This is a genomic window from Acidovorax sp. Root70 (genome assembly GCF_001428225.1).
In the GTDB taxonomy this organism is placed as follows: Bacteria; Pseudomonadota; Gammaproteobacteria; order Burkholderiales; family Burkholderiaceae_C; genus Acidovorax.
Window position 1 is genome coordinate 330603 of the sequence record NZ_LMHQ01000001.1, and the last position, 24423, is coordinate 355025.

Annotated in this window: 23 protein-coding genes; 10 read left to right on the forward strand and 13 right to left on the reverse strand. The window is 58.9% G+C overall.

Annotated features, from left to right (window positions below):
• Positions 1–146: 146 nt before the first annotated feature.
• A complete protein-coding gene (locus tag ASD94_RS01465; RefSeq protein WP_056637529.1) occupies positions 147–686 on the reverse strand; it encodes a DUF1003 domain-containing protein in 540 nt (179 codons plus the stop codon).
• A gap of 559 nt (positions 687–1245) precedes the next feature.
• Between ASD94_RS01465 and ASD94_RS01470 the strand changes: the two genes are divergently transcribed.
• Entirely contained in the window at positions 1246–1542 is a 297-nt protein-coding gene (locus ASD94_RS01470) for a hypothetical protein (protein WP_235510532.1), read from the forward strand.
• A 722-nt stretch (positions 1543–2264) separates the two neighbouring features.
• Here the strand turns inward: ASD94_RS01470 and ASD94_RS01475 are convergent.
• The 4 genes from ASD94_RS01475 to ASD94_RS24240 all read right to left on the reverse strand — a co-directional run bounded on the left by ASD94_RS01475 (position 2265) and on the right by ASD94_RS24240 (position 7226).
• Positions 2265–3530, reverse strand: a complete 1266-nt coding sequence (locus ASD94_RS01475) for a hypothetical protein (RefSeq protein ID WP_147455637.1) — start codon at positions 3528–3530, stop codon at positions 2265–2267.
• 104 nt (positions 3531–3634) lie between these two features.
• A complete protein-coding gene (locus ASD94_RS01480) occupies positions 3635–5758 on the reverse strand; it encodes a hypothetical protein (protein WP_147455636.1) in 2124 nt (707 codons plus the stop codon).
• On the reverse strand, positions 5755–6483 hold the full coding sequence (locus ASD94_RS01485) for a hypothetical protein (protein ID WP_147455635.1): 729 nt from the start codon (positions 6481–6483) through the stop codon (positions 5755–5757). Before ASD94_RS01485 ends, ASD94_RS01480 begins: the two co-directional genes overlap by 4 nt.
• A 476-nt stretch (positions 6484–6959) precedes the next feature.
• Positions 6960–7226, reverse strand: coding sequence for a DNA-binding protein (locus tag ASD94_RS24240; protein WP_082576702.1), 267 nt, complete (start codon positions 7224–7226; stop codon positions 6960–6962).
• Positions 7227–7337: 111 nt separating this feature from the next.
• On the opposite strand from ASD94_RS24240, the gene ASD94_RS01490 reads away from it, so the two are divergent.
• Complete coding sequence (locus ASD94_RS01490; protein WP_056637541.1) at positions 7338–7733, forward strand: helix-turn-helix domain-containing protein; 396 nt, start codon at positions 7338–7340, stop codon at positions 7731–7733.
• Positions 7734–8380: 647 nt separating this feature from the next.
• Complete coding sequence (locus tag ASD94_RS01500) at positions 8381–10084, forward strand: TnsD family Tn7-like transposition protein (protein ID WP_082576703.1); 1704 nt, start codon at positions 8381–8383, stop codon at positions 10082–10084.
• 307 nt (positions 10085–10391) lie between these two features.
• Here ASD94_RS01500 and ASD94_RS24245 read toward each other — a convergent pair whose 3' ends face one another.
• A complete protein-coding gene (locus ASD94_RS24245) occupies positions 10392–11393 on the reverse strand; it encodes a TniQ family protein (RefSeq protein ID WP_369818014.1) in 1002 nt (333 codons plus the stop codon).
• Between the two features lie 362 nt (positions 11394–11755).
• Here ASD94_RS24245 and ASD94_RS23435 point away from each other — a divergent pair, with 362 nt between their 5' ends.
• Entirely contained in the window at positions 11756–12088 is a 333-nt protein-coding gene (locus ASD94_RS23435; RefSeq protein ID WP_156391309.1) for a hypothetical protein, read from the forward strand.
• Between the two features lie 64 nt (positions 12089–12152).
• Positions 12153–13208, forward strand: a complete 1056-nt coding sequence (locus tag ASD94_RS01505; RefSeq protein ID WP_056637549.1) for a DMT family transporter — start codon at positions 12153–12155, stop codon at positions 13206–13208.
• A gap of 11 nt (positions 13209–13219) precedes the next feature.
• On the opposite strand, the gene ASD94_RS01510 is transcribed toward ASD94_RS01505, so the two are convergent.
• A complete protein-coding gene (locus ASD94_RS01510; protein ID WP_235510533.1) occupies positions 13220–15541 on the reverse strand; it encodes a cation-translocating P-type ATPase in 2322 nt (773 codons plus the stop codon).
• Positions 15542–15619: 78 nt separating this feature from the next.
• Here ASD94_RS01510 and ASD94_RS01515 point away from each other — a divergent pair, with 78 nt between their 5' ends.
• Positions 15620–16054, forward strand: coding sequence for a Cd(II)/Pb(II)-responsive transcriptional regulator (locus ASD94_RS01515; RefSeq protein ID WP_056637555.1), 435 nt, complete (start codon positions 15620–15622; stop codon positions 16052–16054).
• A gap of 60 nt (positions 16055–16114) precedes the next feature.
• Positions 16115–16306: a heavy-metal-associated domain-containing protein gene (locus ASD94_RS01520; RefSeq protein WP_056637557.1), complete on the forward strand. Its 192-nt coding sequence runs from the start codon at positions 16115–16117 to the stop codon at positions 16304–16306.
• Positions 16307–16463: 157 nt separating this feature from the next.
• On the opposite strand, the gene ASD94_RS01525 is transcribed toward ASD94_RS01520, so the two are convergent.
• The 6 genes from ASD94_RS01525 to ASD94_RS01550 all read right to left on the reverse strand — a co-directional run bounded on the left by ASD94_RS01525 (position 16464) and on the right by ASD94_RS01550 (position 20849).
• Positions 16464–16757: a hypothetical protein gene (locus tag ASD94_RS01525; RefSeq protein ID WP_131798401.1), complete on the reverse strand. Its 294-nt coding sequence runs from the start codon at positions 16755–16757 to the stop codon at positions 16464–16466.
• Positions 16758–16835: 78 nt separating this feature from the next.
• Positions 16836–17177, reverse strand: a complete 342-nt coding sequence (locus ASD94_RS01530; protein WP_056419633.1) for a copper-binding protein — start codon at positions 17175–17177, stop codon at positions 16836–16838.
• Between the two features lie 38 nt (positions 17178–17215).
• Complete coding sequence (locus ASD94_RS01535; protein ID WP_056419630.1) at positions 17216–17701, reverse strand: plastocyanin/azurin family copper-binding protein; 486 nt, start codon at positions 17699–17701, stop codon at positions 17216–17218.
• A 35-nt stretch (positions 17702–17736) separates the two neighbouring features.
• Complete coding sequence (locus ASD94_RS01540) at positions 17737–19149, reverse strand: multicopper oxidase family protein (protein WP_056637559.1); 1413 nt, start codon at positions 19147–19149, stop codon at positions 17737–17739.
• A gap of 18 nt (positions 19150–19167) precedes the next feature.
• Positions 19168–20604 (reverse strand): TolC family protein, encoded by a 1437-nt coding sequence (locus tag ASD94_RS01545; RefSeq protein ID WP_056637563.1) that lies wholly within the window; start codon positions 20602–20604, stop codon positions 19168–19170.
• Positions 20601–20849, reverse strand: a complete 249-nt coding sequence (locus tag ASD94_RS01550) for a hypothetical protein (protein WP_235510534.1) — start codon at positions 20847–20849, stop codon at positions 20601–20603. Before ASD94_RS01550 ends, ASD94_RS01545 begins: the two co-directional genes overlap by 4 nt.
• Before the next feature lie 215 nt (positions 20850–21064).
• On the opposite strand from ASD94_RS01550, the gene ASD94_RS01555 reads away from it, so the two are divergent.
• The 3 genes from ASD94_RS01555 to ASD94_RS01565 are packed head-to-tail and all read left to right on the forward strand — an operon-like array spanning position 21065 to position 24409.
• The gene (locus ASD94_RS01555; RefSeq protein WP_056637568.1) at positions 21065–21751 is read left to right on the forward strand and encodes a heavy metal response regulator transcription factor; all 687 of its coding nucleotides are present in this window, start codon (positions 21065–21067) and stop codon (positions 21749–21751) included.
• Positions 21748–23154, forward strand: a complete 1407-nt coding sequence (locus ASD94_RS01560) for a heavy metal sensor histidine kinase (RefSeq protein ID WP_056637569.1) — start codon at positions 21748–21750, stop codon at positions 23152–23154. Before ASD94_RS01555 ends, ASD94_RS01560 begins: the two co-directional genes overlap by 4 nt.
• Positions 23147–24409 carry a hypothetical protein gene (locus ASD94_RS01565; protein ID WP_056637572.1) on the forward strand — a complete coding sequence of 421 codons (1263 nt, stop codon included), beginning with the start codon at positions 23147–23149 and terminating at the stop codon, positions 24407–24409. Before ASD94_RS01560 ends, ASD94_RS01565 begins: the two co-directional genes overlap by 8 nt.
• Positions 24410–24423 lie beyond the last annotated feature (14 nt).

Consider the following 24423-nt stretch of genomic DNA (forward strand, 5'->3'; position numbering starts at 1 on the left):
GTTTCGTCGTCACGGTGTCATCTTATTTTTGGAATGAAATCGTCCATGTAGGACGAACGATCAAACCGAGTCCGACAAGCTATCGGCGAGAACGCATGGAATCTGCTGAAACGCCTTGACGTCCAGCGGACAACTGTCGCGCAGTTCTAGCGCCTGCTCTCCCCTGCGACGACCACTCGATGACGATGTTCCGCACGAATGATCTGGTTGAGCACCCCCGAGGGGTCTGTCTCGTGAGCGAAAGCGCGTACTTCCTCCGTTTTTTCATCAGGGACGCCAACCTTCTCTGATATGTCCAGCGCAAGCCGCATGAGTGCGGTGATTTCTCTTTCCGAGAGAAGATTCATTTGCAGGTCCAAATGGTGCCTGCGCTCGCTCTCAGCTGCAGCCATGTTCTGACTGATGAGAATGAACACGGACAGAAAAATGGCTTCGAGCGACACCCAAAACAGAAGCAAGGTGTACGGAAAAGGGTCGAACCTGACGATGAATTCGTTGACTACGATCCAGCCAATGAAGAGGACGGCATTGAGGACCAGAAACCCGACGGTGCCGCATGCCTGCGTGACCTTTGCTATCGCCCCGTAAGGACGCTGAGTTTGCTTCCTTCGATCATCCTCCGCGCAAAGAATGTTCTCGATGTTCTGATGGGTAACTTGCGTGATGTGATCGTTGACGTTGCCCACAAATGCTCCTTGAGGATTGACCGGATCGGAGCGCCAGCACTGTGTAGTCGAGAGTATGTGGAGACTCCATGGATTCCGAGGTGTTGGTCGCACATCCTCGCCAAGCGCCGTTGAACCGGTTGTAGGTGCAAGCCGGTAATCCATGTCTGCATTCCGGGGCGCGGGTATCGCTCGTTCTTCACCTTGCAAAGCAGTCCTCCGGTCTCGGATCTACGGTGTCGAAGCCAACGCGCCGCTAGGGCGCTGCGGCCACGGGCGCAAGCCGCGGGCGTCGAAGAACTTCGCGACAGCGTTTGAATACCCATCGCAGGTGCTCCCAGGTAGACGCCGACCAGAGATATTTGCCCCATCCGGCCACTGGGCGTCCCGACACATCAGCGTCAAGGAGTACGAGACGGCGGACCTGGGCGTAGATTGCCCAATCGGTGAAAAGTCAGCTGTGCAGCGACGAGCACCGGGTGTGCGTTTAACAGAAGTGCCCCATGCGAATTCGTAGTTACGACGAAGACCGAACAGTTCGGTTGGCCATGAGAGCTACAGGGCCAACCAATTAATACATTTGAAAGCAGACAACTCCTTAAAAATCTCACCCTCCGTGACATTTTCTGAGGAGATGCCTGTGCCTTTTGAATACCTGCGGGAGATCGCCCAAGCTTCTCTGCCCATTACGGTGGAAGAAGAAGCGAGCATCGACAAACTGCGCGTATTGCGCGCAGCCGGTCTGGTGGCCGTGATGCTTCCACACCCTCTCTCGGGAATCCTCCACGCACGCGTGCTGGCGATCACGCCGAGGGGGCGCGATCTGCTGACCACCCAATGCGAAGCACCAGGCCCTCAGTCTCGAGCAGAGGCCTGAGTGCAGACTCCTGTCGGTATCTGTGTGCACAGGCCGGGATATGCCTTGTGCGTCTTGCAACCTTACCTGGCTACTGAGATACGCTGAGTGCTATCACCATCACGCTGACCCGACCGGGTGAAGCGAGGCCGCGCTGGCTTTCCTCAGAGACAACATTGAACGCGGCGTTGAACCGCGCGAAGCCGACGCCGGTGCGGCCGGGGACAGGCGAGGGGCGCCGCAAGCGTCCCTATGGCTAAGCCATGTCATGCAAATAGGCTGTCTCAGAGGTGAAACCCACGTTCCAGAGCTTGCGCAACTCACTGTATTCAGCCTCTCTACTCACGTTCACTTTTGGCTCCGCAGAATTGACTCGGACAAATAAAGTGCGTCGAGATCACCGCTCATAAGCTGTTGATTTTTCGACACTTGCGCATTGCGCGAAAGTTCGTCGGAGATTGCCAAACAGAAGGGAGACCTTGCGCCATCGTAAATATAGTCCGTCGGAAGTCCAAGTCAGATCCGAGACGCCGTGCATGCGAAGCGGCTCAGTACAAATTCACGACTGACCGCCGCGCCAAATGTTTCCCGAGCTGAAGAACGCTAACGGTTCCGACGCCGACCCTACACAGAACTGCGCCGTTTCAGTTGCCGCCTACCGACGATACCCACACGAAGCGACTGAGCTGGCCTTTCGAGAAGGGCTCCTAGGCTGCCCAGCAAAGTGCTCAGGAAATGCGAGGCTAGGTCTTTGCAGACGGATCTTTTGCCAGCGATGCCAAGAAATCTTGAGCCGCCTCCTGCATGCCCTCGAGCGTACGAGGTTTACGACTCTTTGGCATCTTGATGACTTGCGCCGGCGATGCTCGCGAGGGCTCGGCGGCTTTTTCAATGTTCTCGATAGCCTCTCGTTCTTGCCGGTTCATAGACGCTTTCACAGTGGCGATTGCCACCTTTTCAGCACGTGCCTCGCGGAGCTTTTCTGAATACGTGCTGATGGCGGCCTGGATCTCGGGACCATCGAATGGGCACCGTAAACCCTTCTTGAGTTTGCCTCCCTGCCCAGCATTTGAGATCAAGGCGTTTATGTCGGCACGCGCAACACTAAAAGATGCAGAGGCGAAAGCTCGGCGTACGTGTGACCAGGAAATCTGCGAGTCTCCCCCATGCCGAGATATGCGGTAGCTGGTCACGAGAAGGCTGACGAGCTCGCGCTTTAGGCCAGCGCTGAGATTCCAGAGTTCAACTTGATAGGTCAACAACTCAAAGTCCAGCACCTCCGCTAACACGACCTGGTACTCAGCCAAAAGATTTACCCAATCTGAGGACTCGGGCGGATCGGGCATCATGATCACAGGGTCATGGATAAGACGTTGCGTCGCCTCGGGATCGCGTTCACACAGCTTCCACCCCAAAGAGTAGTTTCCGATCACGAACCAAGGAACCTGGAGATTCGCGAGACTCAGCAAGGTGCGAGTTATCAGTGTTGCTGCAGAGGCTGACTGCGCCATGAACTGCGTTTCATCCGCACCGAGGAGACACGCACCGCTGAGGCGGATGACACGGGCGCACTCTTCAACCGCCCCTCCCTTACCGTCCATGTCACCGATGCCCAAGACTTCTTCAATCAAGCTCTTCACGACGGCAGAGGGGCCGGTCTTCCTACCGATATTGCCGTCGATGAAATCGATCAGGGGCACAGCAGGATGTGCCGCATCTATCTGAACCATTCTGCGTCCTGAAAGCACCCTTCGGAGCACGATTCGAAGGCTTGACTTGCCGACCCCAGCCAGTCCCGTCAGGAACATCGGTGTAACAAAGTCCTCAATCGTTGTTCCGTGGTACGCAAATTTCAGTACAGCATGTGGATCCTTATAGATATCCACGGCATGAGCCCTTGCTCTTTGGATCAGGGTTGTCGCGATTGCCTCCACCTGAGCAGTTACCAGAACTACCTCTTCCATCCCTTCCCGAATTGCCTTACATGCTGCTTCAACGTCCAACGTCATATGGGACTGCAAAGGCCTGCCTCGGCTCTCGCCTCGAGATTTGATAACTCCAGGCTTGAGGGCGTCTTCGTACCGCCCAGCCCAGATTGATGGATCAATCTTGGTCACGCTACCTTGCGCCCCACAGCGCTATTTTTCGCCTCCTTGGCCTCCCGTTGGGCTACAGCACCGCCACGCTTGGGTCGCCCGACAACGCGACTGCCGGACACCAGTTCTTCTCCGGTCTGCTCCTTGTAGTCTTGTTCGAAAAAGACCCTTGCGCCGCGCTTATGTTCCGTGTGCTCCTTGATGCGGCCTTGCATGTGCGCGTCGAACTCGACGGCTTCGTCGAGCGACATATCCATCACTTCCTTAGAAACGGGCGTCGGATACCGAACGTCTAGCTGAACGAGCCTGCCTTTCCACTCGAACCAAACATGCCGAATGCAGCAGTTCAAGACGTAGACTTTCACATCTATCTGGCGGCCTCCGCCCTTCACGGCGGAAAGAGCTTCCATAAAAGCTTCCGACTTTGAGTAGTACCTGCGTCCTGCTATCTCCAGGTAGCCGTCTTTCAGTTTCGCTGGCACAAGGTCCAGGTAGCCGCGGACTGCAGACTCGAAGTTCACCTGGACGGCGTCATTGCGCCCTACCGAGTCCATCGCGTCCCAGACCCCATTGGGGCTAAGGCGGCTTACGCGATGTTCCAGCTCCGGATCTACCCGGTTAGCGACCTGCGTCAATTCGTTGTAGGCCAGCAGGTTGCCGACCTCACGCCGTGCGAGTGCTACGGTCGTCTGGTTGGATCGGCGAAATGAAGGAGCTTCGTCGTCGGACGGTGTCTTTGGATTGGATGTCTCCACAATGGCCTTTGACTTGCCTGAATAGGACGGCGTGAGCTGCCGAACCACGGGCAGCAGTTCCGCATCGCGCGGGAGCCCTCCAGCCGTCGCACCAGGTCCTCGATCGGTGACCATGTGCGGAGAAACGCCCTTTGCACTGTCTTTGATTTTCAGACCGAGAAGCGCCCCGAAGGCTTCCAGACCAATTGCTGCGCAGAACTGCGCCATGCGGTAAGCAGCAGCGGTTTCGCTGCCCTGGGAGAACCCGATGCCAACCTTTTTTCCGCTGGCGACGTCTCGTATAGTGACTACAACTAACGCCGGAAGGTCGCTGCCTTCAATGTAGCCTTTGGGTAAGTCGAAAACACGATACCCATCTGCTTCGACACGTTGCATCAAATTCCAGGCCGATTCGGTAAAACTACCGAGAGCGGGTTTGAACTTGGACTGCGCCCGTTTCTTTCCTAGCCGCGTTTCACGCACTAGGTGTGGCCTGAAGTGCTGATTGACGTAGTAGAAGTACGCTCCAATCTGCGGAAACGCCTTTCCTTCAGGGTGATACAACTCAAACTGTTTTACATGGCCTCGGCACACGATTCGTGACTTACACCCGAAGTCCTTTGTCATCGCGTCCGTGTAGACCTGATCGTCGCTGACACCAATTCCTGCGCGACGCGGATATGACTCGATGATCATCTGCCGCATTTCCGTTGTGGTGTTGTAGCCGCCTTTGCGGCCCGGAGCGCCACGTTTCTCGTCTTGCGCATGCTCAGGCGCCATTCGGTCCCAGTGCCCAATGCGATGGATCGGATAGTGAAGCGCGTCCCTGTTTCGACCGAAGACTAGGTACACGTAAAACCACAATCTGACGCGCGTCTCATTCTGGACGGGCATCAAGCTGCGCGCATGAGCATTGATGTATTTGTCGAGGTTCTCATGGTCCAAAATCTCGGGCGCCTCAGCCACCAGCTTCGAGATGCAAAAGAGCTTGTCATCGACCCTGTCCCGATGTAGCTTCGCGGCGTCGGTGCGGTGTAGGTCGATTTCCGCCAAGTCCAATCCTTCGAGAGCATCAAGCCAAGGCGGCATTGTCTTGGCCTCTCCAGCGACGACCATCCCCCGTAGCAAGCCACTCTCCCATACGTCGCGGGGCAGATGGATCGGAATTGGCAATGGCAACGGCAACCGAGTGACCGTCCGTCTCCGCCTCTTCTTTCTCATTCCATCTTCTCCGCCCTCATCTTTCTTACTTTCGCCGACAACTACCTTTGCAGGGCGTTCCACAAACTCCAGCAGCGTGACAATCTTCGTTTGCGGACTGCTACGCAGAAAGAAGTAAGTTGCTCCGGTTGCTAGTTCATGGAACCCCTTTGGCGCGTGGATGACAGTTCCAGAAGTGATGCTCATGTCGGCCGCCTGAACCAGTCAGCAAACACTTTTAGTACATCCTGCTGCTCGGGGAGCATCGGCTTGTCTATGAAGAAGTGACATTCAAATAGATCAAGGCGGACCTTTCGAGCCATGACACCGTGCGCTAGAACAATTTTTTGCCGATACAGGTCAATGCCATGGGAGACTTCCACACCGTTCATCACGTCCAACGCCGACTCATACCTATCTAGGCCATCGTTGAGCGCGTCAAGGACGATTTGCTGCTGCGCAGTCGAGAGGCCGTGTTTTCGCCGCTGCCAGCTCTGTGCCCATCGCAGATTGGCAACCAAGATGCTCGGGAGCTCATCGGCAGCCACTTCAACGGTACGAATGCCAACTTCTGCGTAGACCTGCTTCTCTACTTCATGCCTTCCAGTCTCTCTTACCGTAGCGCGCCTCATGTTGGTCTTTACTGTCACACCCACCGCCGGAACGGTGAATTCGCCCCGCGATTGCTTGACATTGAAGTTGACGCAGTAGAGTCCTTGCGCGTCCTTCAGGAACACGAGGAAATCGCCGATCCAGCAGCCGGGTGTCTCGCGCTTTTCCTTGCCCTCGGTGGTCCACGTGACGACGGGATGAAAGTGCATGTGGTGCAGATCGGCGGCTACTGCCAGAGTGCCTCGAAACCGCTTCAGTTCCATAGGGCCAGCAAGTGGGTGCCCTTCCAGCGGGTGGGCAGCCGGAACGTTTGGCAACATGCGCTGCTCCTGCAGGTCCACGAGCCAGGGGCAGTAGAGCAGGACCGCAAGGACGTATCGCTCGGGCTCCGACAATGTGTGTATTTCTCGCTGCAATAGGTCAGACCATACGGTCGCGGGACTGCTCTTAGCGGGCGCCTCTTCACGGCATGCCTTGATCGAGGGTTCATAACCTGGCCCAAAGGTCGGTGTCAGTTGGCGCCTCAGGATCGTTCGATAGCGGGACTCCGTAAGCCTGTGCTTTTCCATCTCCGTCTCCAAGCATCGGCCGCAGCCGAAAGGTCGAGTTCGGGACAAGCAACGCGATGCAATCCGGTTCCTCGAAACGGATTGACAGGAGACGCGATTTGATGGAAAGTCGAACCAAGCCGCTTTGTCAAGAACTGGCTCGCACATTCCAAACACGCCCGGTGACCTTTGGCGAGGTCTCCGGGCGTGGTGCTTTTATCCCACGATTGTTGAGGTTGTGGGTCAGGTCATGAAGGAACTCCTCCGTGATTTAGCTGCGCAGCCTGCGGCTGGGCTGAAGCCAGCGGATGCTCCTCATCGGGTGCCGGTGGCGATCTCAGCCCCAGCGCGATTGCCGCTTGATGCGCTTCCCCCCAGTTACCCTGCGACCGTCCGGCCAAGAGCGAGGCCACGACTGACGGTTTAAACCCATGAACATGGGCCCACTCCGTAATGGTTACACCGTGGCGTAGCAGCCAGGCGCGGGCCTCGGTCGGCGTTCTGAGAGATGGCATGCTGAATCGTCTCTCTTATTCCAACATTTGTCAAAATTTTGTGCATATGATCGAAATTGCGACATGTGCTCAAAATTTTGATAGCATCCGTACATTCAAGGAGTACTCACAATGTTTGGCTCTCGTCTCGCTTCCGAGCGAAAACGATTGAAGCTCAGCCAAGAAGCGGTGGCCACGGTGCTCGGCACCAGCAGATCAGTCGTCGGCATGATCGAAACGGACCAGACCTCTCTCGGCGCAGAGCGACTCTTGAAGCTCGGTGCGGCCGGCTTTGACGTACTCAAGGTTCTTACCGACGAACCAGGTAAGACAGCGGCTGGTCGATTGCTGAACTGGGATTTGGCCATGAAGATTTCAGAATCAGTAGACGACTGGGCAAGAATGCGGGGCGTCAAGCTGCATCCCGAGAAGAAGGCACTGCTCGTCAAGCACTTGTACCTGCAGTTCGCGTCACGAGAGCAGATCGACGCACACCTGCTGAACGAAACTCTGCAGATGGCGGCCTGAGTTGTGAATCGCCCTCCTCCCCCTGATGTTGCGAGCGAAACTGCCATATTGCTGGATGAGGCACTGCAGGATCTGCTGCTGCATCAGCCAGATCCTCGCACTCTAGGGCTGCGTCGCCGTCAGCGTCTTGCCGGTACCACGCTGCTTATCCTTGCTAGCGGGTGCATGGTTGCGATTACAGCGCTATCTCCGCTTTCTACATCGTTACCATTTTGGAGACTAGCGCTCGGCGTCCTGGCCATCGTGCTGATGTTCCTTGGCGCTTGGTTGATAGATCACGCGGGCAAACGGGAGATGAGTGAGCGCCTTGAGGGACTCGCGGGAGAAGTTGGCGAGTCACTGAACGAACCATCTCAGGCCCTCGCCAACAGGCAGCGGCATTTTGGGATCAGTATGCTGGCTCTGGCTGCGTTCTGCGTGTGCGTCTCCGTCGCACCGCTTCCAGGCAAGGACCATCTTGACGTACTGATGTGGTCGGGTTACTCGATCATCCTACTTGCCACCGGCGCTTGGCAGATCAAAAGGGCCTCCAAAGCAGCGCTGCGTGCGCAGGAACTTGTCGCAATCGAACGCCGCAGGAAAACGTCCCAGGCCGGTAGACACCTCCGTAGGATGTCGTAGTCCTGCCAACTGATGGCGCGAGAACGATGCTGGCCACAATCGAGCTAGGGCTACCTCAGTCCTGGTTGCCAGACGAAACGCTATTCAGCCTGTGTAGCCGGTATCACCGCGCCAGTGGACAACGACTGGCATCAACGACATGTCGATTGCTTTTTGGACATCCAAACCAGGGATGCGCCCACGACTTTCCTGCGCGGCTCAATCACTTCCTAGCAGTTTCTGGAAACACACTCGGTAGCGTTGAGCACATCGTAGAGCACCGAACAGTCCTGCCGCTGTACCTTCGGTTCGCCAGCACAAACCAAGTCAATGCAACCCTCAATGCGGCCGCCCTGAATTCTTCAGGCAGGCTGAAGTTCCAACTCGGGCTCCTCACGAGCAGGTTCCGGGCAAACCACCCGCTCAAGGCCTGCCCCTATTGCATGGACGAGGACATGAAGGCGCACAGCACGCCGTACTGGCATCGCGAGCATCAGTTGCCAGGGGTCTGGGTGTGTCTTCGCCACGGGCGCAAGCTAGAGACATCAAACCTCAAGGCCACGGGTGTGTCAAGGTTTCACTGGGTATTGCCTTCGCCCTCCCAGTTCACTGACCCAGCGGAGCCAACCGCTATAGCCGACAGCACCGTGCGGCTTGCGCGGATGGTGGCTGATCTCGTTGGCAGATCCGACGTACGCCTCTCTACACCGATGCTGGGAGCAGCATTTCGGACCGCGCTCGCTCAAAAAGGCTTTCTCACAGGTCCAAAGCAGCGTCTAAAACATGCCGCCGCAGGCGATGCCTACGTAGCATTCCTTGCGCCGCTGCTTAACCTCGAGCAAATGGATGGACTTCCGTCATCCGCAGATGAAGCCTGTGCCGAAATCGCCCGGCAGATCGCCTCAGAGCGATCCGGCGTCCATCCGTTGAGACGTCTTACTCTTGCTGCGTGGCTGTTCGATAACCTCGACCAGTTGCTTGCATGCGTTGATCAGGCGACTGCGCCGAAGGCACTTGAGGTCACTAAAGACGCGAGGGAGGCACCGAGTCCCGTAGATCCGCGACGTGCGCAATTCTTCAAAGTGCTGGCCTCCGGTCTGTCGACCTCGGCAGCCTCAAGAGAGGCCGGTATCGACACGACAACAGGCATGGTCTGGGCTGCATCTGCCGGGTTATCCACGCCTCGACGCCCAAAGACGCTTAAGGGCAATGATCGGACGCAGCTTATCAAGCTGCTGCGCCAGGGATTGCCCAAGGCTGACGCGGCCACCTACAGCAAGGTCTCCATCCAGACCGTCACCACATTGCTCAGAACGGAAGTGGGTCTGCATGAGGCCTGGCGGCTTGCAGGGTTCGAGAACGCACGACTGCGTTATCGACGTACCTGGCAGCGATTCATCGCGATAAACCCGCTCTCTGGTGTCAAGGCTGCACGGATGGCTGAGCCAGCCACTTACGCTTGGCTCTACCGCAACGACCGCGACTGGCTTAGCGAAAGGACTGGCGATATGGCCAAGGAAGCCCGACGCCCTCAGTCTCGCGTCGACTGGGATACCCGAGATCGAGAACTTGCCGATCTGGTCCGCGTGACTGCGCTGAGCTTGGTCGAAGTAGAGCGTGTGCGGCGCATCAAACTCCACCATCTCTATCAGCGAATCCCCGAGTTGAAGGCCAAGCTGAATACGCTGGATCGCCTTCCGCTCACGCGCGCTGTAATCTTCGATGTTGTTGGGCCCAGGACCGGCCTCTGAGAGCATCGTCAGAATCCTTGAACAGGTCGCCCAAGCCAAGCGACTGACACTCGGTCCAACTCTAGATGCAAGGTAAATCACACAGCCAAGCGACACTAGACGAGGCAGTGACGCAAAGAGCCCAACAGTATCAGCCGAGCTAGCAGTTGCTTGCTTTCCAACACGAACACTCTCGTACCAATTCACCTAAACGGTGGGGCGAGGCGTTGCCCTTTTGGGCCGGCGCTACGAGACTTCTTGCTCTCCTTGCAACACAGCGCCTGCCAAGGTCAAGTTGCTTCAAGGTTGCGATTCGCTGCCGCCCAATTCACGCACACCCATGGAACATCCACTCTCCAGAACTACGTCGTTTCTGAGTTTCCATCCCAGAGTTTTCATAATCTCGCTTACGTCGTACAACTGATCTAGAAATCGATCGAGCCACGTCTTCCGCTGAATCGAAGAGCGTCGCAAACGCTATGGCATATGCGAAACCGCTACCTGGCAGGGCATAGGGTCTGGGAAGCCGATCGAAAGTTGAAAAACGCACTCCTGGTTCTTTCTCGCAAAGCTGTGGACAATGGCGACGGAGCCATGCGCGTGGCGTGGAGTTCAAAACATAGTCGCTAAGCAATGGCTTCTTCCCATTGGAGCTCCCCGTCAGCCCAAGCTCATGCAACCTCAAGGCCAACGGACCATCGATCGAAGGCGAGGCAAATGGCCTATCTCTATCGAGAAATAGCTCATAGATTTCATGCAAGCGCGTTTGAAACTGGCGCTCTGCTTGGCTAGCATGGTCGTATTCAACACGCTCGATATCGCCCAGTTTCACCCAGTGCTGTGGAAGACGTGAAAACGGATCTGGATCCGTCACCCAGTTCAAAGCCTCGCCATGTAAGGGGCAGACCTCGACACCCACAAGGTTGTGAGTACGTCGAAACCAGCTATAGCCCCAATGCGAAATATCTTCGTCAACGCACCTGCAGCACAGGTGCACCTTCGCTGTGTGCAGTCGTGCCCCAAAGTTCCTTGTAATACTCGGCCTCTTTGCAGATCCGTGATGAACTGGGTCGGTATCGCTATCTGCAACTCGTATCGTGGGCAAGAGGCTGTGGTGTCTTGCATAGTCGGTAACGCTCATTCCCGCGATCGTGGCCAACTGCTCCAGTAGGGAGAAACCTGCCGCACCTTCACAGTGCTCCTCCGCCACTCTCTGAACTAGCCGCAGCCTTCGATTCATATCGATCAGGCCACAGCAAAAGAGCCCAATTCGCCCTGCATGTGCAAGAACGAACTCATGGGGCATTGGAGCCAATCGCGGCAAAGTCATTTGTCCTCCAACCTCTCCAGTTCAGCGACAACACGACGCGCTTGCACAAGCGCACGTTCATACGGCCGAGGCGTCTCCCCGCTGATCCTCATCGACTTCGCAACGATGTCTAAACACCGACCAATCACCATGGGCGAAGCGCCGAGCTGCTCCCTCTCATAGCGCGAGAGACACGAGCGATCGCAACCTAGCAACTTCGCAAATTCTGCCTGCGTGCGTGTACCGCGCGCGGCTCGAAATAGCTCTCCTTGAGATGTGGGATATACGAACATTGTTCCACTATTACACATTACTAGGTAACGCGCAAATCGACGTGAAGAGCACGCAATACTTCTTCCAGGAAAGGCTGGAGGTGCCCACTTGTGTCGCTGAAGCAACCACTTCAGGAGTGCAGGCCTTGGGTACGTGCCAATGATCGCGTTGTGTTTCCATGGTTGGCTATTGACGACCGCTCATGGCTGTACCGTCCGTTCAATCGCTCATTGTTCCTCGTGGATGGCAAGACAGGTATGACCGCGGCCAATGCCGAGGCGCTGGTTGAACGGCTACGCAGCCTGCAGCACTGCCAAACCGAGATCCGAGGATTGAGGACTGCTCCAGGCTGGTTGCCGTCGCTCAGTCTGACAATGTCGTTGGCCGCTTTCTTCGAAAGCAGACCTTCCACTTCTCGTCGAGTCAGCTATTTCCGTCTTTGAACCCCTTGCCTTGTCCAGTTCTGGGGATTACCAGACTCCGATGTCGTGCTCAAATCCCTCACCTATGAAGCGTGACCCTTTGCATCTTCCCGCCTTGCGCGGTGGCTTTCTCGCCCTGCTGGCGGCGGTACTCTTCGGCATCAGCACGCCCGCGGTACAGAGGCTGGGCGCAGGGCTCGGGGCCTTCACGACCGCAGCGCTGCTGTACTTAGGAGCGGCCCTGATCGGGGCACTGTCGCTGCGGACTGCTGCGCATGAAGCGCGAGTGCAGAGGTCCGACATTCCGCGCCTTCTGGCGATGGCTGGCTTTGGCGCCGCGCTGGGGCCGGTGGCCCTGGCCTGGGGCCTGCAGCACACGAGCGGAGCCAGCGCGTCGCTCATGCTCACTCTGGAAGCGCTGTTCACCGCCACGCTGGCATGGTGGCTGTACAGCGAAACCATGGACCGCCGCGTGTGGGCCGCCATGCTGTTGCTGCTCGCAGGAGGAATGGCGCTCGTTCTGGACCAAGGCCTGCAAGGAGGCGTGCAGTTGCTGGGGCTGCTTGCCGTGCTGCTGGCCACGGTCGCCTGGGGGGTGGACAACACCTTGTCCCGTGGGCTGGCTGAGCGCGACCCCAGCCAGGTGGTGATGGCCAAGGCCACCCTGGGGGCCGCAGCGACGGCTGCATTGGCTGTTTCGACTGGGGAGCCTTTGCCTTCCCTGTCCGCAGCACTGGGACTTCTCGCCGTTGGAGCCACTGGTTACGGCCTGAGTCTGCGCTGTTACCTCCTGGCCCAGCGGGCATTTGGTGCGGCGCGGACGGGCTCGGTGTTCGCCTTCGCGCCCTTCATTGGTGCTGCCGTGGCCTTCGGTTTCGGGGAACGCTCTGCGGGGTGGTTTATGCTCTTGGGTGGAGTGTTCATGTTGGCGGGAGTAATGCTCCATCTGGCGGAAAGCCATGGACACGAGCACACGCACGAAGTGCTGGAGCATGAGCATGCTCACCGGCACGACGATGGGCACCATGCACATGTGCACGTAGTAATGCCAACTGGCAGCCACAGCCACAAGCACACCCATGAGCCTGTGACCCACGCCCATCCCCATGCTCCTGACGTGCACCATCAGCACGTTCACTGAACCCGCTAGATCTAACCAACAGCGCGGACCGCGTGAGCGCGCGTGCCGCGCAGCAGCCTCAGCCCATTGCCAACCACCAGGAGGCTGGCCCCCATGTCCGCAAAAACCGCCATCCACATCGACGCGTTCCCAAAGACCGCAAGCACCAAGAACACCGTCTTGATACCCAGCGCCAGCACGATGTTCTGAAGAAGGATGCCCCGCGTGCGCCTGGAGAGCTGGATGACTTCGGGGATGCGGCGCAGATCGTCATTCATGATGACGATGTCCGCAGCCTCCATGGCCGTGTCGGTTCCTGCTGCACCCATGGCAAGGCCGATGTCGGCGCGTGCCAGCGCAGGTGCGTCATTGATGCCATCCCCCGTCATCGCCGTGACACCGTACTGGGCCTGCATCTGCTCAATGGCCGACAGCTTGTCTTCTGGCAGCAGGTTTCCATGCGCCTGGTCGATGCCCGCCTGTTTGGCGATGGTCTCTGCCGTGGCTTGGTTGTCTCCGGTCAGCATGACCGAGGCGATTCCCAGCGCGTGTAGCTGGGCGATGGCCTCCCGTGAGCTGTCCTTGATGGTGTCGGCCACCGCAAAGATGGCAAGAACCTCCGATTGACTGGCCAGAAGGGTCACCGTGCGGCCCTGCGATTCCTGTGCCCGTAGCAGCGCCTCAATGGCGGGGCTGCAAAGACCCCGTTCCTCGATGAGCCGGTGATTCCCGAGAATCAGGGGTTGGCCATCAAGCTGGGCTTCCACACCACGTCCGGCAAGGGCCGTGAAGCCTGCCACGATGCCCTGGCCAGCAGACAGTCCTTGCGCGATGGCCTTGGACACGGGGTGGTCAGAGTGACCGGCCAGGTCCGCCGCCCAGCCCAGAATCTGGGTTTCGGGATACGTTCTGGCCAGCACGTGCTGGGCCACCAGTTTGGGTTTTCCTTCCGTGATCGTGCCGGTCTTGTCGAGCGCAATGGCCTTGAGTTTGTGCGCGTCTTCCAGGTAAACCCCGCCCTTGATGAGGATGCCACGCCGGGCCGCAGAAGCCAGACCACTGACCACCGTCACCGGCGTTGCGATCACCAGCGCACAGGGGCAGGCGATGACCAGCAGTACCAGAGCCTTGTAGACGGCATCCACCCACGTCAGGTCCATAAAGACCGGAGTGAGCGTCGCCACAAGAACGGCCATGATGAACACAGCCGGGGTGTAAATGGCAGCAAACCGGTCCACGAACTGCTGTGTGGGGGCGCGTGAGCCCTGCGCCTGTTCCACCGAGTGAATGATGCGGGCCAAGGTGGTGTTGCTGGCCTCTGCCGTGACCATCACCTCCAGGGTGCCTGTTTCGTTGATGGTGCCAGCAAACACGGGATCTCCAGGAACCTTGTCCACCGGAATGCTCTCTCCCGTGACCGGCGCCTGGTTGACTGCGCTGGTCCCAACGGCCACCGTGCCGTCCAGCGGCATGCGCTCGCCCGGCCTGACCCGGACGATGGCGTTGACGGGAACCTGTGCAGCGGCCACCGATTTCCAGCTGCCGTCAGGCTGGCGTACTTCGGCCGTCTCGGGCGTGAGATCCAACAGGCTCTTGATGGCATTGCGTGCACGGTCTACCGCGCGGCCTTCGATCAATTCAGCAATGGCATAGAGGGCCATCACCATGGCGGCTTCTGGCCATTGGCCAATGAGAAACGCGCCGGTCACGGCCACCGTCATCAGCGCATTGATGTTCAGCCGTCCCTGCAGCAAGGCGGCAAACCCCTTGCGGTAGGTGGAAAAGCCCGCCAGCCAGATGGCCGCCGCCGCCAGGGCCATGCCAATGCCCTTGAAGGCCAGCGTGTCTGGAGAGAAGAAGGCCACGGCTTCGGCGCAGACGGCCAGGCCCAGCGCCAACCCCATACGCCCGAGTTCGTCGGTGGTGGAGGCCCGCCCAGGGGCTTCGCCCGTTGCCGCAGCGGTTGCCACGGGCTGCGGGTCGAACCCTGCCTTGCGAATGGCCGCCAAGGCTTGAGGAATCACAGCATCAGGGGCGTCAATGGTCAGCGTGCGTGCGCCGAGCTGAAACCCCAGGCCGCGCACCCCGGCAATTGACTTCAGCGCGCGGCGGATCTCACTTTCTTCGGCTGCGCAGTCCATGGCCTCGATGCGGAACATGGCTCCCTGGGGGCCACGCCCATTTGCAAACGAAGGCGCTGCGGTTGCTAGCGAATGTGGGGTACAGCAAGTATCTGGAGAGGCCGCAACCGGGCTGGCGCAACAGGAATCAAGCTGAGTAGAGACGGGAGCGGCTGGAGCGCAGCATGGGTCCTGGGAGGTTGGTTTTTGTGCTTCGTCGCAGCAGGATTTCATAAATTTCTCTCCTTGATGCCTCGATTGGAAACCTTGGAGTAGCTACAGTGTCAAGACCTCCAATATCCAGCTCTCAACATGCAGATCAAGGAACTGGCCGCCGCAACAGGCGTTGACGCCGAAACGATCCGTTTTTACGAAAAGGAAGGCTTGTTGCCCCAGCCCGCGCGGCTGGCCAACGGCTATCGCAACTATGCTCCCGCTCACCTGGAGCGGCTGTCCTTTGTACGGCACTGTAGGGCACTCGACATCCCACTGGCAGATGTGAGGAGCCTGTTGGGTGCGCTAGATGCGCCCCAGGAGGCGTGCGCAGACGTCAACAATCTGATTGACGACCAGCTAAGTCGGCTGCGCGCTCGTCTCATCAGCATGATGGCGTTGGAAAAGCAACTGCTGCAGCTGCGCTCAGCATGCAGTGGAGAGCATGCGCATCAGAGCTGTGGAATTCTTAATGAGCTTGTCGCGGCCGCCCATGGCGAGGCGTGTCTGTGCCATGGAGGAAAAAGTGGTTGACCTTGCCACTGTGGCAAGTCCGAGACTGCACTCCTCTCAACTCTTTGCCACGAGAAGTAAATGCATGAATTCCAGCTTCCCGACATGACCTGCGGGCACTGCGCAGGGATGGTGAACCAGACACTGCAGATGGTGGATCCTGGCTGCAAGGTGCAGGTGGACATGTCCAAGCGCTTGGTTACGGTGCAGAGTGCTGAAGACCGCCTGACGCTTGCGGAAGCGCTCACCGAGGCGGGCTACCCGCCCTCTTGACTACGCGTCCGTACCGCAAAAGATCTGCTCCGGCACACGTTCATCGCGGCGGGCATTGACACCGCCTTGGAGCCGCCGACCATCGCCTTGACGCAGCGATGGTCGGCCTGAGGTCTTTGGGCGGTTGCTACTTTTTTGCCACCTCTCTGTCTCGGAACTACTTGGGCGTGGAGCCCGGAGTGGCTTCCTTGTGCGGCATGGCTTCACGCGCATTGGCCTTTTCCTGACCACGGGCTTCGGCCTTGCTGGTGTCGGCAATGCCAGAGCCTTCACCCCGCGCCGTACTGCCATCCTTGGTCCGCTTCACACCGGTCGCAGGACGGGCCTTTTTGTGTTCCTCGCCATGCGCTTGCGCCTTGGAGTTGGTGTAGGGCGTGGCCTCTTGGGTGTCGCCAGCGGCGAATGCGGACGATGCGGCGGTCATGGCCAGGGCGATAAGGAGAGTTCTCATGATTTTTCCTTGGTAGGTTGACGTGCGAACAGAAGAACGCCCCCTTTTCTTGAGGGCGTATCGAGACACTTTTTGCGCTTACTTGGCAGGCTCGATGGCGGTGACCACCATCTTTCCGCCCTCGTTGATCACCATGAAGCGGATCTTGTCGCCGACCTGCGCCTTGTCGAGCAGGGCCTTGTCCTTGGCAGCAAACACCATGGTCATCCCCGGCATCTCCAAGTGCTTGATGTCGCCATGCTTGATGGTGATTTTTCCGGCGTCCTTGTCGATCTTGCGCACCTCTCCATCGGTCATGGAGGCTGCGGTCGTGGATGCGGCTTTTCCGGCGTCTCCAGCGGCCTGCGCCACGGCCGACAGCGGCATGAGAGTGACCAGCGACAACATAGCGCCGATCAATAAAGTGTTTGCGTTTTTCATACGAGCTCCTTGTTCAATTGCGTGCAGGGATTCCCCGATTACTTCTTGACCACCGTGACCTGGCCCTTCATGCCTGCGTCGTAGTGGCCTGGGTACAGGCAGGCGAACTTCACTTCGCCAGCCTTGGTGAACTGCCAGATGATTTCGCCTTGCTTGCCGGGGGCCAGCGACACCTTGCTGGGCTCGTCATGCTCCATGTCCGGGAACTTCTTCATCGTCTCGTAGTGCTCCTTGAGTTCGGCATCGGTGCCCAGGCTGAACTCATGCTTGACCTGGCCACTGTTCTTGATCACGAACTTGACCGTTTCGCCCTGCTTGACGGAGATCGCGGCGGGCGTGAAGCGCATGGTGTCAGCCATGTCCACGTTGATTGTGCGACTGACTTTGGAGGCTTTGCCTGGTTCGCCGATGGCTGACTCCTCGCTTCCATGGCCGTGACCGCCGCTGTGGGTACCGCCCGCAAAGCTGTTGAAGGACAGGGCCACCAGGGCGGAGGCGGCGATCAGGGAAAGAGTGCGTTTCATAGTTACCTTGGGTTGTGGATGAGGAAAGGAGGCGATCAGTGGCCGCTGTGCGAAGACGGCTTTTTGACCTTGACGACAGTGTCCGAACTGGACTTCTCTTTGCGGGGCATGGACTGGCCGCCCTCGGCTTTGAAGCGGGCAGGCTCCGCCATCGGACCGGTGTACTCATACGCCACCGTGCCCTCCGGGTTTTTGTACCAACCCGGGTTCTTGTAGTCGCCTGGCTTCTGGTCGCGGCGCACCTTCAGGACACTGAACATGCCACCCATCTCCACCGAGCCGAAGGGGCCTTCCCCGGTCATCATGGGGACGGTGTTGTCCGGAATAGGCATCTCCATCTCGGTCATGTCCGCCATGCCCCGTTCGCCCATGACCATGTAGTCGGGAATCAGGTTGTTGATCTTCTTGGCCACGCCCCGGTGGTCTACGCCAATCATGGTGGGAATGTCGTGACCCATTGCGTTCATGGTGTGGTGGCTCTTGTGGCAGTGGAATGCCCAGTCACCTTCTTCGTCCGCGAGGAACTCGATCTGGCGCATCTGGCCCACGGCCACGTCGGTGGTCACTTCATAGAGACGGGTGCTCTTGGGTGTAGGACCACCATCCGTGCCCGTCACCAAAAACTCGTGACCGTGCAAGTGCATCGGGTGGTTGGTCATGGTGAGGTTGCCGATGCGAATACGCACCTTGTCGTTGAGCCGGACGTTCAAGGAGTCGATGCCAGGAAAGATGCGGCTGTTCCATGTCCACAGATTGAAGTTCGTCATCTCTGCAACCTTGGGCGTCGCGGCCCCGGGCTCAATGTCATACGCACTGAGCAGGAAGCAAAAGTCTCGATTCACTTCATCAATCAGCGGATGCTTGGTCTTCGGATGCGTGATCCAGAAGCCCATCATGCCCATGGCCATCTGGGTCATTTCATCGGCATGCGGGTGGTACATGAAGGTGCCCGGGCGGCGTGCCACGAACTCGTAGACGAAGGTCTTGCCCGACTGGATTGCGGGCTGGTTCAATCCAGCCACACCGTCCATGCCATTGGGCAAACGCTGTCCATGCCAGTGGATGCTGGTGTGCTCGGGCAGCTTGTTGGTCACAAAAATGCGAACGCGGTCGCCTTCCACCACTTCAATGGTGGGACCAGGACTCTGGCCGTTGTATCCCCACAGGTGGGCCTTGAAGCCAGGGGCCATTTCGCGCACAACGGGTTCTGCCACCAGGTGGAACTCCTTGACCCCCTGGTTCATGCGCCAGGGCAGCGTCCAGCCGTTGAGCGTGACCACCGGGTTGTAGGGGCGCCCGGAGTTGGGCACCAAGGGGGCCATGGTGTCGGCGCTGCCCTGGAAAATGGGCTCTGGCAGTGCGGCCATCGCCACGCGGCTCACACTCGCTGCGGCCACTGCCCCTCCGGCAATGCCAGCAAACCGGAAAAAATCTCGTCTTGAATTCATGTTGGTTTCCTTGGGGGATCAGTGGCCGGCACCAGCTTCTGCAGCAGCGGCGCCGCCGCTACCCGCGACGCCAGCGCTCGTGGGTTTTCCGATGAGAGAGGCTTGTAGCGCCGCGTCCGCCAGCCAAAACTGTTGTTCTGCATTCAGAGCAGCCATCACCGAGCTGACCTGATCGCGGGAGTCCGCCAGCAATTCGAAAACGCTGATCAGCATCCCGTTGTAGCGAAGCTGGTTTTCTTCGGAGATGACTTTTCGCAGTGGGATCACCTCATCGCGGTAGTGGCGGGCGATGTCGTAGGCAGTGCGGTAGGCCGAGTAGCTTTCGCGCAGATTCGACCCCGCAGCGCGGGCGGTGGCCTCCAGGCGGCTGGCTGCCGCCAGCGTCTGTGCATTCATGGCGTCGCGCCGCAAACCGCCCCAGTCGAAGATCGGAAGCTGCAGGCTGATCTCAAAACCACGACGTGTCGAGTGGGTGCCCTCTGTCCCATCGAACACAGAGTCTCGCCGCACTCCCAGTTCGATGTCCGTGTATGTCGTGACCGTGTTCCAGCCTTGCGCGCGCGCAGCTGCGTCATAGTCGGCCCTGGCGATCTGTAGGTCGAGCCGTCCCTTGGACGCCTGGCGGCCTGCATCCAACGAAGACAGCGGCTCCTTTGGCAGCGCAGGCAAGCGCTCCGGCAGCTTGAGTTCTTTCGCCTGGCTATCGTCCAGGCCCAGCAGCCGGACCAATTCCTCGCGTGCTGCGGTGACCTGGTGCTGGGCGCTGGCCAACTGGGTTGCCGTGTCGGCATAGAACGCTTGCTGGCGGGCACGCTCAAGCTTGTTGAAGTTACCCACCGCCTGCATGCGCTTGGACAGCTCTGCACTGGCCTGGGCGCTGGCAACGACCTGCTGGGTATAGGTGAGCGTCTGTTGTGCCGCAACGGCGCGCACCCACGACTGCCGGACCTGCGTGACTTGGTCCACCACGTCGCTGCTCAGGCGCAACTGGGCTTGTTTGATGCGCTGATCAGCGATGCCTTTGCGCATGGGCAGCGTCAGCAGGTCCAGCAGGCCGAACGACAACAGGCGTCCGATCTCAGTTTCGCTGCCCAGGCGAACGCGCTCCAAGGTCAAAATCGGGTTGGCAATGCGGCCCGATTGCGCTGCGTTAGAGGCATCTGCCCAGTTTTGCGCGACGATCGCTTGCAGCGACGGGCTGTTGACCAACGCGAGCTGCACGGCATCTTTTTGGCTGAGCGGCTTGGCCAGCAGATCGGAGGCGCGCTGGCGCAAGGCATCTCGTTCGTTCTGACCCCGTGCCAAAGTGAGCTGACCGTCCGTGAAGCCGCCTGTAGCTGCGTTGGCGCTGGAGAGGTTTTGCTCCAGATTCACACTGGCGCAGCCAGACAAAACGGTGACGGCGGCCACAACGACCATTAATTTGGCGCGGGGCATGCGCAAGGGGCGGCTCATTGCTTGCCTCCATGGTGTGCGTCATGCCCTTGTGCGGGCTGCTCCTGGCCAGATGCGGAAGGTGCCTGGCGCATTTCCTTGGCGTAGGTGCGCCATCCACCGATTTCGCCGACCTTGTCGTTGGCTGCCTTCCAGGGCTGTACGGGTTGGTCTTTGTACGCGTCAAAGCCAGCCAGGGCTGATCGGTACGACAGCTGATACTCCACCTTGGCGGAGTCTGCCTCGGGCATTTGGGCAAATGCCATGGACGGCGCCACCAGCGCTGCGGCCAGCCAGCGGCTTGAGATAGGTCGTGAAAGCCAGGAATTTTTCATAGGTTCACCATGAGTTCTTGATGCAACGCATTGTGTGAGCCCACGGCTTCCGTGGACATAACGGCTTCATTACATCTTTGTCATGTGCACGAAAGCCTGTGATCTGGAGGCACACTTGCGGCCATTCGCAGTGCCAGGGGGACCCCGTGAAGATTTTGGTCGTTGAAGATGAAGTCAAAACCGGCGAGTACCTGCGCCAGGGGTTGCGCGAAGCTGGCTTCAATGCCGATCTGGTCCATAACGGGGTGGATGGTCTGCACCTTGCCCAGGAAGGTGACTACGACCTGGTGATCTTGGATGTCATGCTCCCTGGGATGGACGGCTGGCAGGTGCTCACGAATCTGCGCCGCCACGGCCAGGAGATGCCGGTGCTATTCCTCACCGCCAAGGATCAGGTACAGGACCGGATCAAAGGTCTGGAGCTGGGTGCGGATGATTACCTGGTCAAGCCGTTTTCCTTTGCGGAATTGCTGGCACGGGTGCGGACCATCTTGCGGCGCGGACGAAACGGCACCGAGGTGACTTTGCTGCAGGTGGCTGATCTGGAACTCGACCTCCTGCGCCGGCGGGTCATCCGCTCAGGCAAGCGTATCGACCTGACTGCCAAGGAGTTTGGACTGCTGGAGCTGTTGATGCGCCGCCAAGGGGAAGTGCTGCCCCGTTCCTTGATCGCATCACAGGTCTGGGACATGAATTTCGACAGCGACTCCAATGTGATCGAGGTGGCGATGCGACGGCTGCGCGCCAAAGTGGATGATGCCTACGAAGTCAAGCTGATCCAGACGGTCCGAGGCATGGGGTATGTGCTTGAGGCTCCCGAGGAGAGTGCGTGAAGGCAAGGTACTCGCTCACCACGCGGCTGACGGCCTTTTTCACTTTGGCGTCCGCCCTGGTGCTGATCGGCCTGGGGACTCTCGTGGCAATTTCCATCGACCGACATTTTGTGGAGCTTGACCGCGATGCATTGCGTGACAAGGTTCACCTGACGCGTGAAGTCATCGGCAAATCGAAGTCGCCGCAGGATCTGAAGACGCGGCTGGATGACGTTTTGCACAGCCATGAGGGCCTCTTCGTCACCGTGCTTCGCAATGGTCAATCGCTGTACTCGACGGAGGACTTTGAGTTTCCTGCGGAATTGAGCGCGCGGACCCAGCATTCCCGCTTGGGGGTTGCCTCGTGGCGAATCAAGGAGCGTGAGTACCGGGGGATGACCGAAGCCGTGACGCTGCCAGGTTCCGCAGAGCCTCCGCTGCAGGTCTGGGTGGCGGTGGACATTGCCCACCACAAGCACTTCATGTACGAATTGATTTGGGTGCTTGTGGGCTACGTGGCATTGGCAACACTGGTGGCTGGGGTCCTGGGCTGGTGGGCCGCAAAGAATGGATTGGCCCCCCTTCGCGCCATGCGGTCCCGCGCTATGGCCATCACGGCACAGCGACTGGATGAGCGGATGCCAACCCAGGAGTTTCCGGTGGAGATGGCCGACCTGGCGACCACCCTCAACGAGATGCTCCGGCGCCTGAAGGAGGAGTTCGACCGCCTGTCCGAGTTTTCTTCGGACCTGGCTCACGAGCTGCGTACGCCGATCAACAATCTGATGACACAGACGCAGGTCACGCTCAGCCAGGCTCGTTCTTCCGAGGAGTACCAGGACATATTGGCCTCCAACGCCGAGGAGTACCAGCGCTTGGCCCGCATGGTGGCTGACATGTTGTTCCTGGCCAAGGCTGACCACGGGCTCATTCTTCCCAGCACGGAGAGAATTGCGGTCCATGACGAAGCACAGGCTTTGTTTGACTTCTACGAGGCCCTTGCCGAAGAAAAGCAGGTCCGACTGCAATTGGTCGGGGCGGCGGAGATCGTTGGCGACCGGTTGATGCTGCGCCGGGCGCTCAGCAACCTCCTGTCCAACGCCATTCGCTACACCCCACCTGGCGAGCAGGTGGTCGTGGACATTCAAGGGGACCTGCACGGAACCACCGTGGATGTCGTCAACACCGGACCTTCCATCGATGCTCAGATGATCCCCCGCCTGTTCGACCGCTTCTTTCGGGCGGACAAGTCGCGCAAGCAGCTGGACTCGGACGGCGCGGGCCTGGGCTTGTCCATTTCCCAGGCGATTGTTCATGCGCACCGGGGGCGGATTTCCGTGAGTTCGGCCGATGGCAGGACTTGTTTTTCGATGTATTTCCCCAGTGCACAGAGCATTGGCAAGCACCTCACGACAGATGCATGACCCCCTGGCAACCCTCATAGACTGCTGGAAGGCACATCCAAGCAGCACCTACAACACCTGGTTCCTGTGGGATCAGCGGATCAAGAACTTCCGCTCCATTCGCCGAGGCATCGCGCAGGTGGTGGAGGACATCCGGGGCGGAACGTTTGGCAACGCCTACCGAGGCTCCTCGCTGGAGACGATCGTGGGTTCCGTGGCAGAGCAGCGCCAGATTTTCAAGGGAGCGGACCACGCGTTCCTCTGGAAGCCCAAGCTGCGGATTCCGGACATCTACGAGAACACGAGCAACCAGCGCGCCTTTGCGGACCTCCTGCACACCTGCGATCACTGTGACTGCGCAGAAGACGTAGTGGCCGCCATACAGCGCATTGATGCGATTGGCATCAAAGGCTTGGGCCCAGCGGTCGCCAACTTGCTGTATTTCATCCACCCAACGCTGGTCTCTCCCTTCAACACGGCCATCGTCAATGGTTTCAACGCGGTGACCGGGGGGCGCGTGAAGCTTGGGCGCTGGGACCACTATCTCTCCATGCGGGAGGGCTTGCTGCGCTTGAACGCGCGGTACCGGCTAAAACTGTCGAACGATCTGGGCGCGATTGCAGGACTCATGTTTGACATTGGCAGTGGCCGATATGAAGCGCCGCCACAAGCAATGGATGTAGCGGCGACAGCTCTCTGGCAAGAAGACCTTGAACGTGTGCGGCAGGAATCCACCGCATTGCAACGAGAACTGTCCCAAGCGACCGAGAGCGATGCGACCCACACGGGTGTCCAGGCTTCGCTGCGCGACCTGGGCAATGCGCTCGGATTTGAGGTCTGGATAGCGTCCAACGACCGGGGCCGCGCCTATGGCGGGGGGCTGCTGGGAGATGGATGCATGGCGCAGTTGCCCGCCAGCCTGGACCGAGGACTGGAGTCCGTGCGACTGATCGATGTCGTATGGGTTGATCCCCAGACCTCGCAATTCGCCGCCGCATTCGAAGTCGAACACACCACGTCCATCTATTCGGGCATCGTACGCATGCTCGATCTGGCCCTGGGAACGCCGGTTGCGGGCAACTGCGCCCTGTTTCTGGTGGCTCCAGACAATCGCAGAGACAAGGTCGCTGAGCAACTTCAAAGGCCCGCCTTCTCCAGGGTGTCAGAGCTGGGAATCCGGTATTTGCCCTACAGCGAACTGGAGCAGAACCATGCCTCCATGAGCCGCTTTGGGTCCAGCATCAAGCCAATGCTGGAGATTTCGCAGCGGCTGTGAGCCACGGCTGTTTC

What these genes read in the sequence shown, in the direction of transcription:
- ASD94_RS01475 (WP_147455637.1), bottom strand. Translation starts at nt 3,530, where the DNA reads ATGACGTTGGACGTTGAAGCAGCATGTAAGGCAATTCGGGAAGGGATG.
- ASD94_RS01480 (WP_147455636.1), bottom strand. Translation starts at nt 5,758, where the DNA reads ATGAGCATCACTTCTGGAACTGTCATCCACGCGCCAAAGGGGTTCCAT.
- ASD94_RS01485 (WP_147455635.1), bottom strand. Translation starts at nt 6,483, where the DNA reads ATGTTGCCAAACGTTCCGGCTGCCCACCCGCTGGAAGGGCACCCACTT.
- ASD94_RS24240 (WP_082576702.1), bottom strand. Translation starts at nt 7,226, where the DNA reads ATGCCATCTCTCAGAACGCCGACCGAGGCCCGCGCCTGGCTGCTACGC.
- ASD94_RS01490 (WP_056637541.1), top strand. Translation starts at nt 7,338, where the DNA reads ATGTTTGGCTCTCGTCTCGCTTCCGAGCGAAAACGATTGAAGCTCAGC.
- ASD94_RS01500 (WP_082576703.1), top strand. Translation starts at nt 8,381, where the DNA reads ATGCTGGCCACAATCGAGCTAGGGCTACCTCAGTCCTGGTTGCCAGAC.
- ASD94_RS24245 (WP_369818014.1), bottom strand. Translation starts at nt 11,393, where the DNA reads ATGACTTTGCCGCGATTGGCTCCAATGCCCCATGAGTTCGTTCTTGCA.
- ASD94_RS01505 (WP_056637549.1), top strand. Translation starts at nt 12,153, where the DNA reads ATGAAGCGTGACCCTTTGCATCTTCCCGCCTTGCGCGGTGGCTTTCTC.
- ASD94_RS01510 (WP_235510533.1), bottom strand. Translation starts at nt 15,541, where the DNA reads ATGAAATCCTGCTGCGACGAAGCACAAAAACCAACCTCCCAGGACCCA.
- ASD94_RS01515 (WP_056637555.1), top strand. Translation starts at nt 15,620, where the DNA reads ATGCAGATCAAGGAACTGGCCGCCGCAACAGGCGTTGACGCCGAAACG.
- ASD94_RS01520 (WP_056637557.1), top strand. Translation starts at nt 16,115, where the DNA reads ATGCATGAATTCCAGCTTCCCGACATGACCTGCGGGCACTGCGCAGGG.
- ASD94_RS01525 (WP_131798401.1), bottom strand. Translation starts at nt 16,757, where the DNA reads ATGAGAACTCTCCTTATCGCCCTGGCCATGACCGCCGCATCGTCCGCA.
- ASD94_RS01530 (WP_056419633.1), bottom strand. Translation starts at nt 17,177, where the DNA reads ATGAAAAACGCAAACACTTTATTGATCGGCGCTATGTTGTCGCTGGTC.
- ASD94_RS01535 (WP_056419630.1), bottom strand. Translation starts at nt 17,701, where the DNA reads ATGAAACGCACTCTTTCCCTGATCGCCGCCTCCGCCCTGGTGGCCCTG.
- ASD94_RS01540 (WP_056637559.1), bottom strand. Translation starts at nt 19,149, where the DNA reads ATGAATTCAAGACGAGATTTTTTCCGGTTTGCTGGCATTGCCGGAGGG.
- ASD94_RS01545 (WP_056637563.1), bottom strand. Translation starts at nt 20,604, where the DNA reads ATGAGCCGCCCCTTGCGCATGCCCCGCGCCAAATTAATGGTCGTTGTG.
- ASD94_RS01550 (WP_235510534.1), bottom strand. Translation starts at nt 20,849, where the DNA reads ATGGCATTTGCCCAAATGCCCGAGGCAGACTCCGCCAAGGTGGAGTAT.
- ASD94_RS01565 (WP_056637572.1), top strand. Translation starts at nt 23,147, where the DNA reads ATGCATGACCCCCTGGCAACCCTCATAGACTGCTGGAAGGCACATCCA.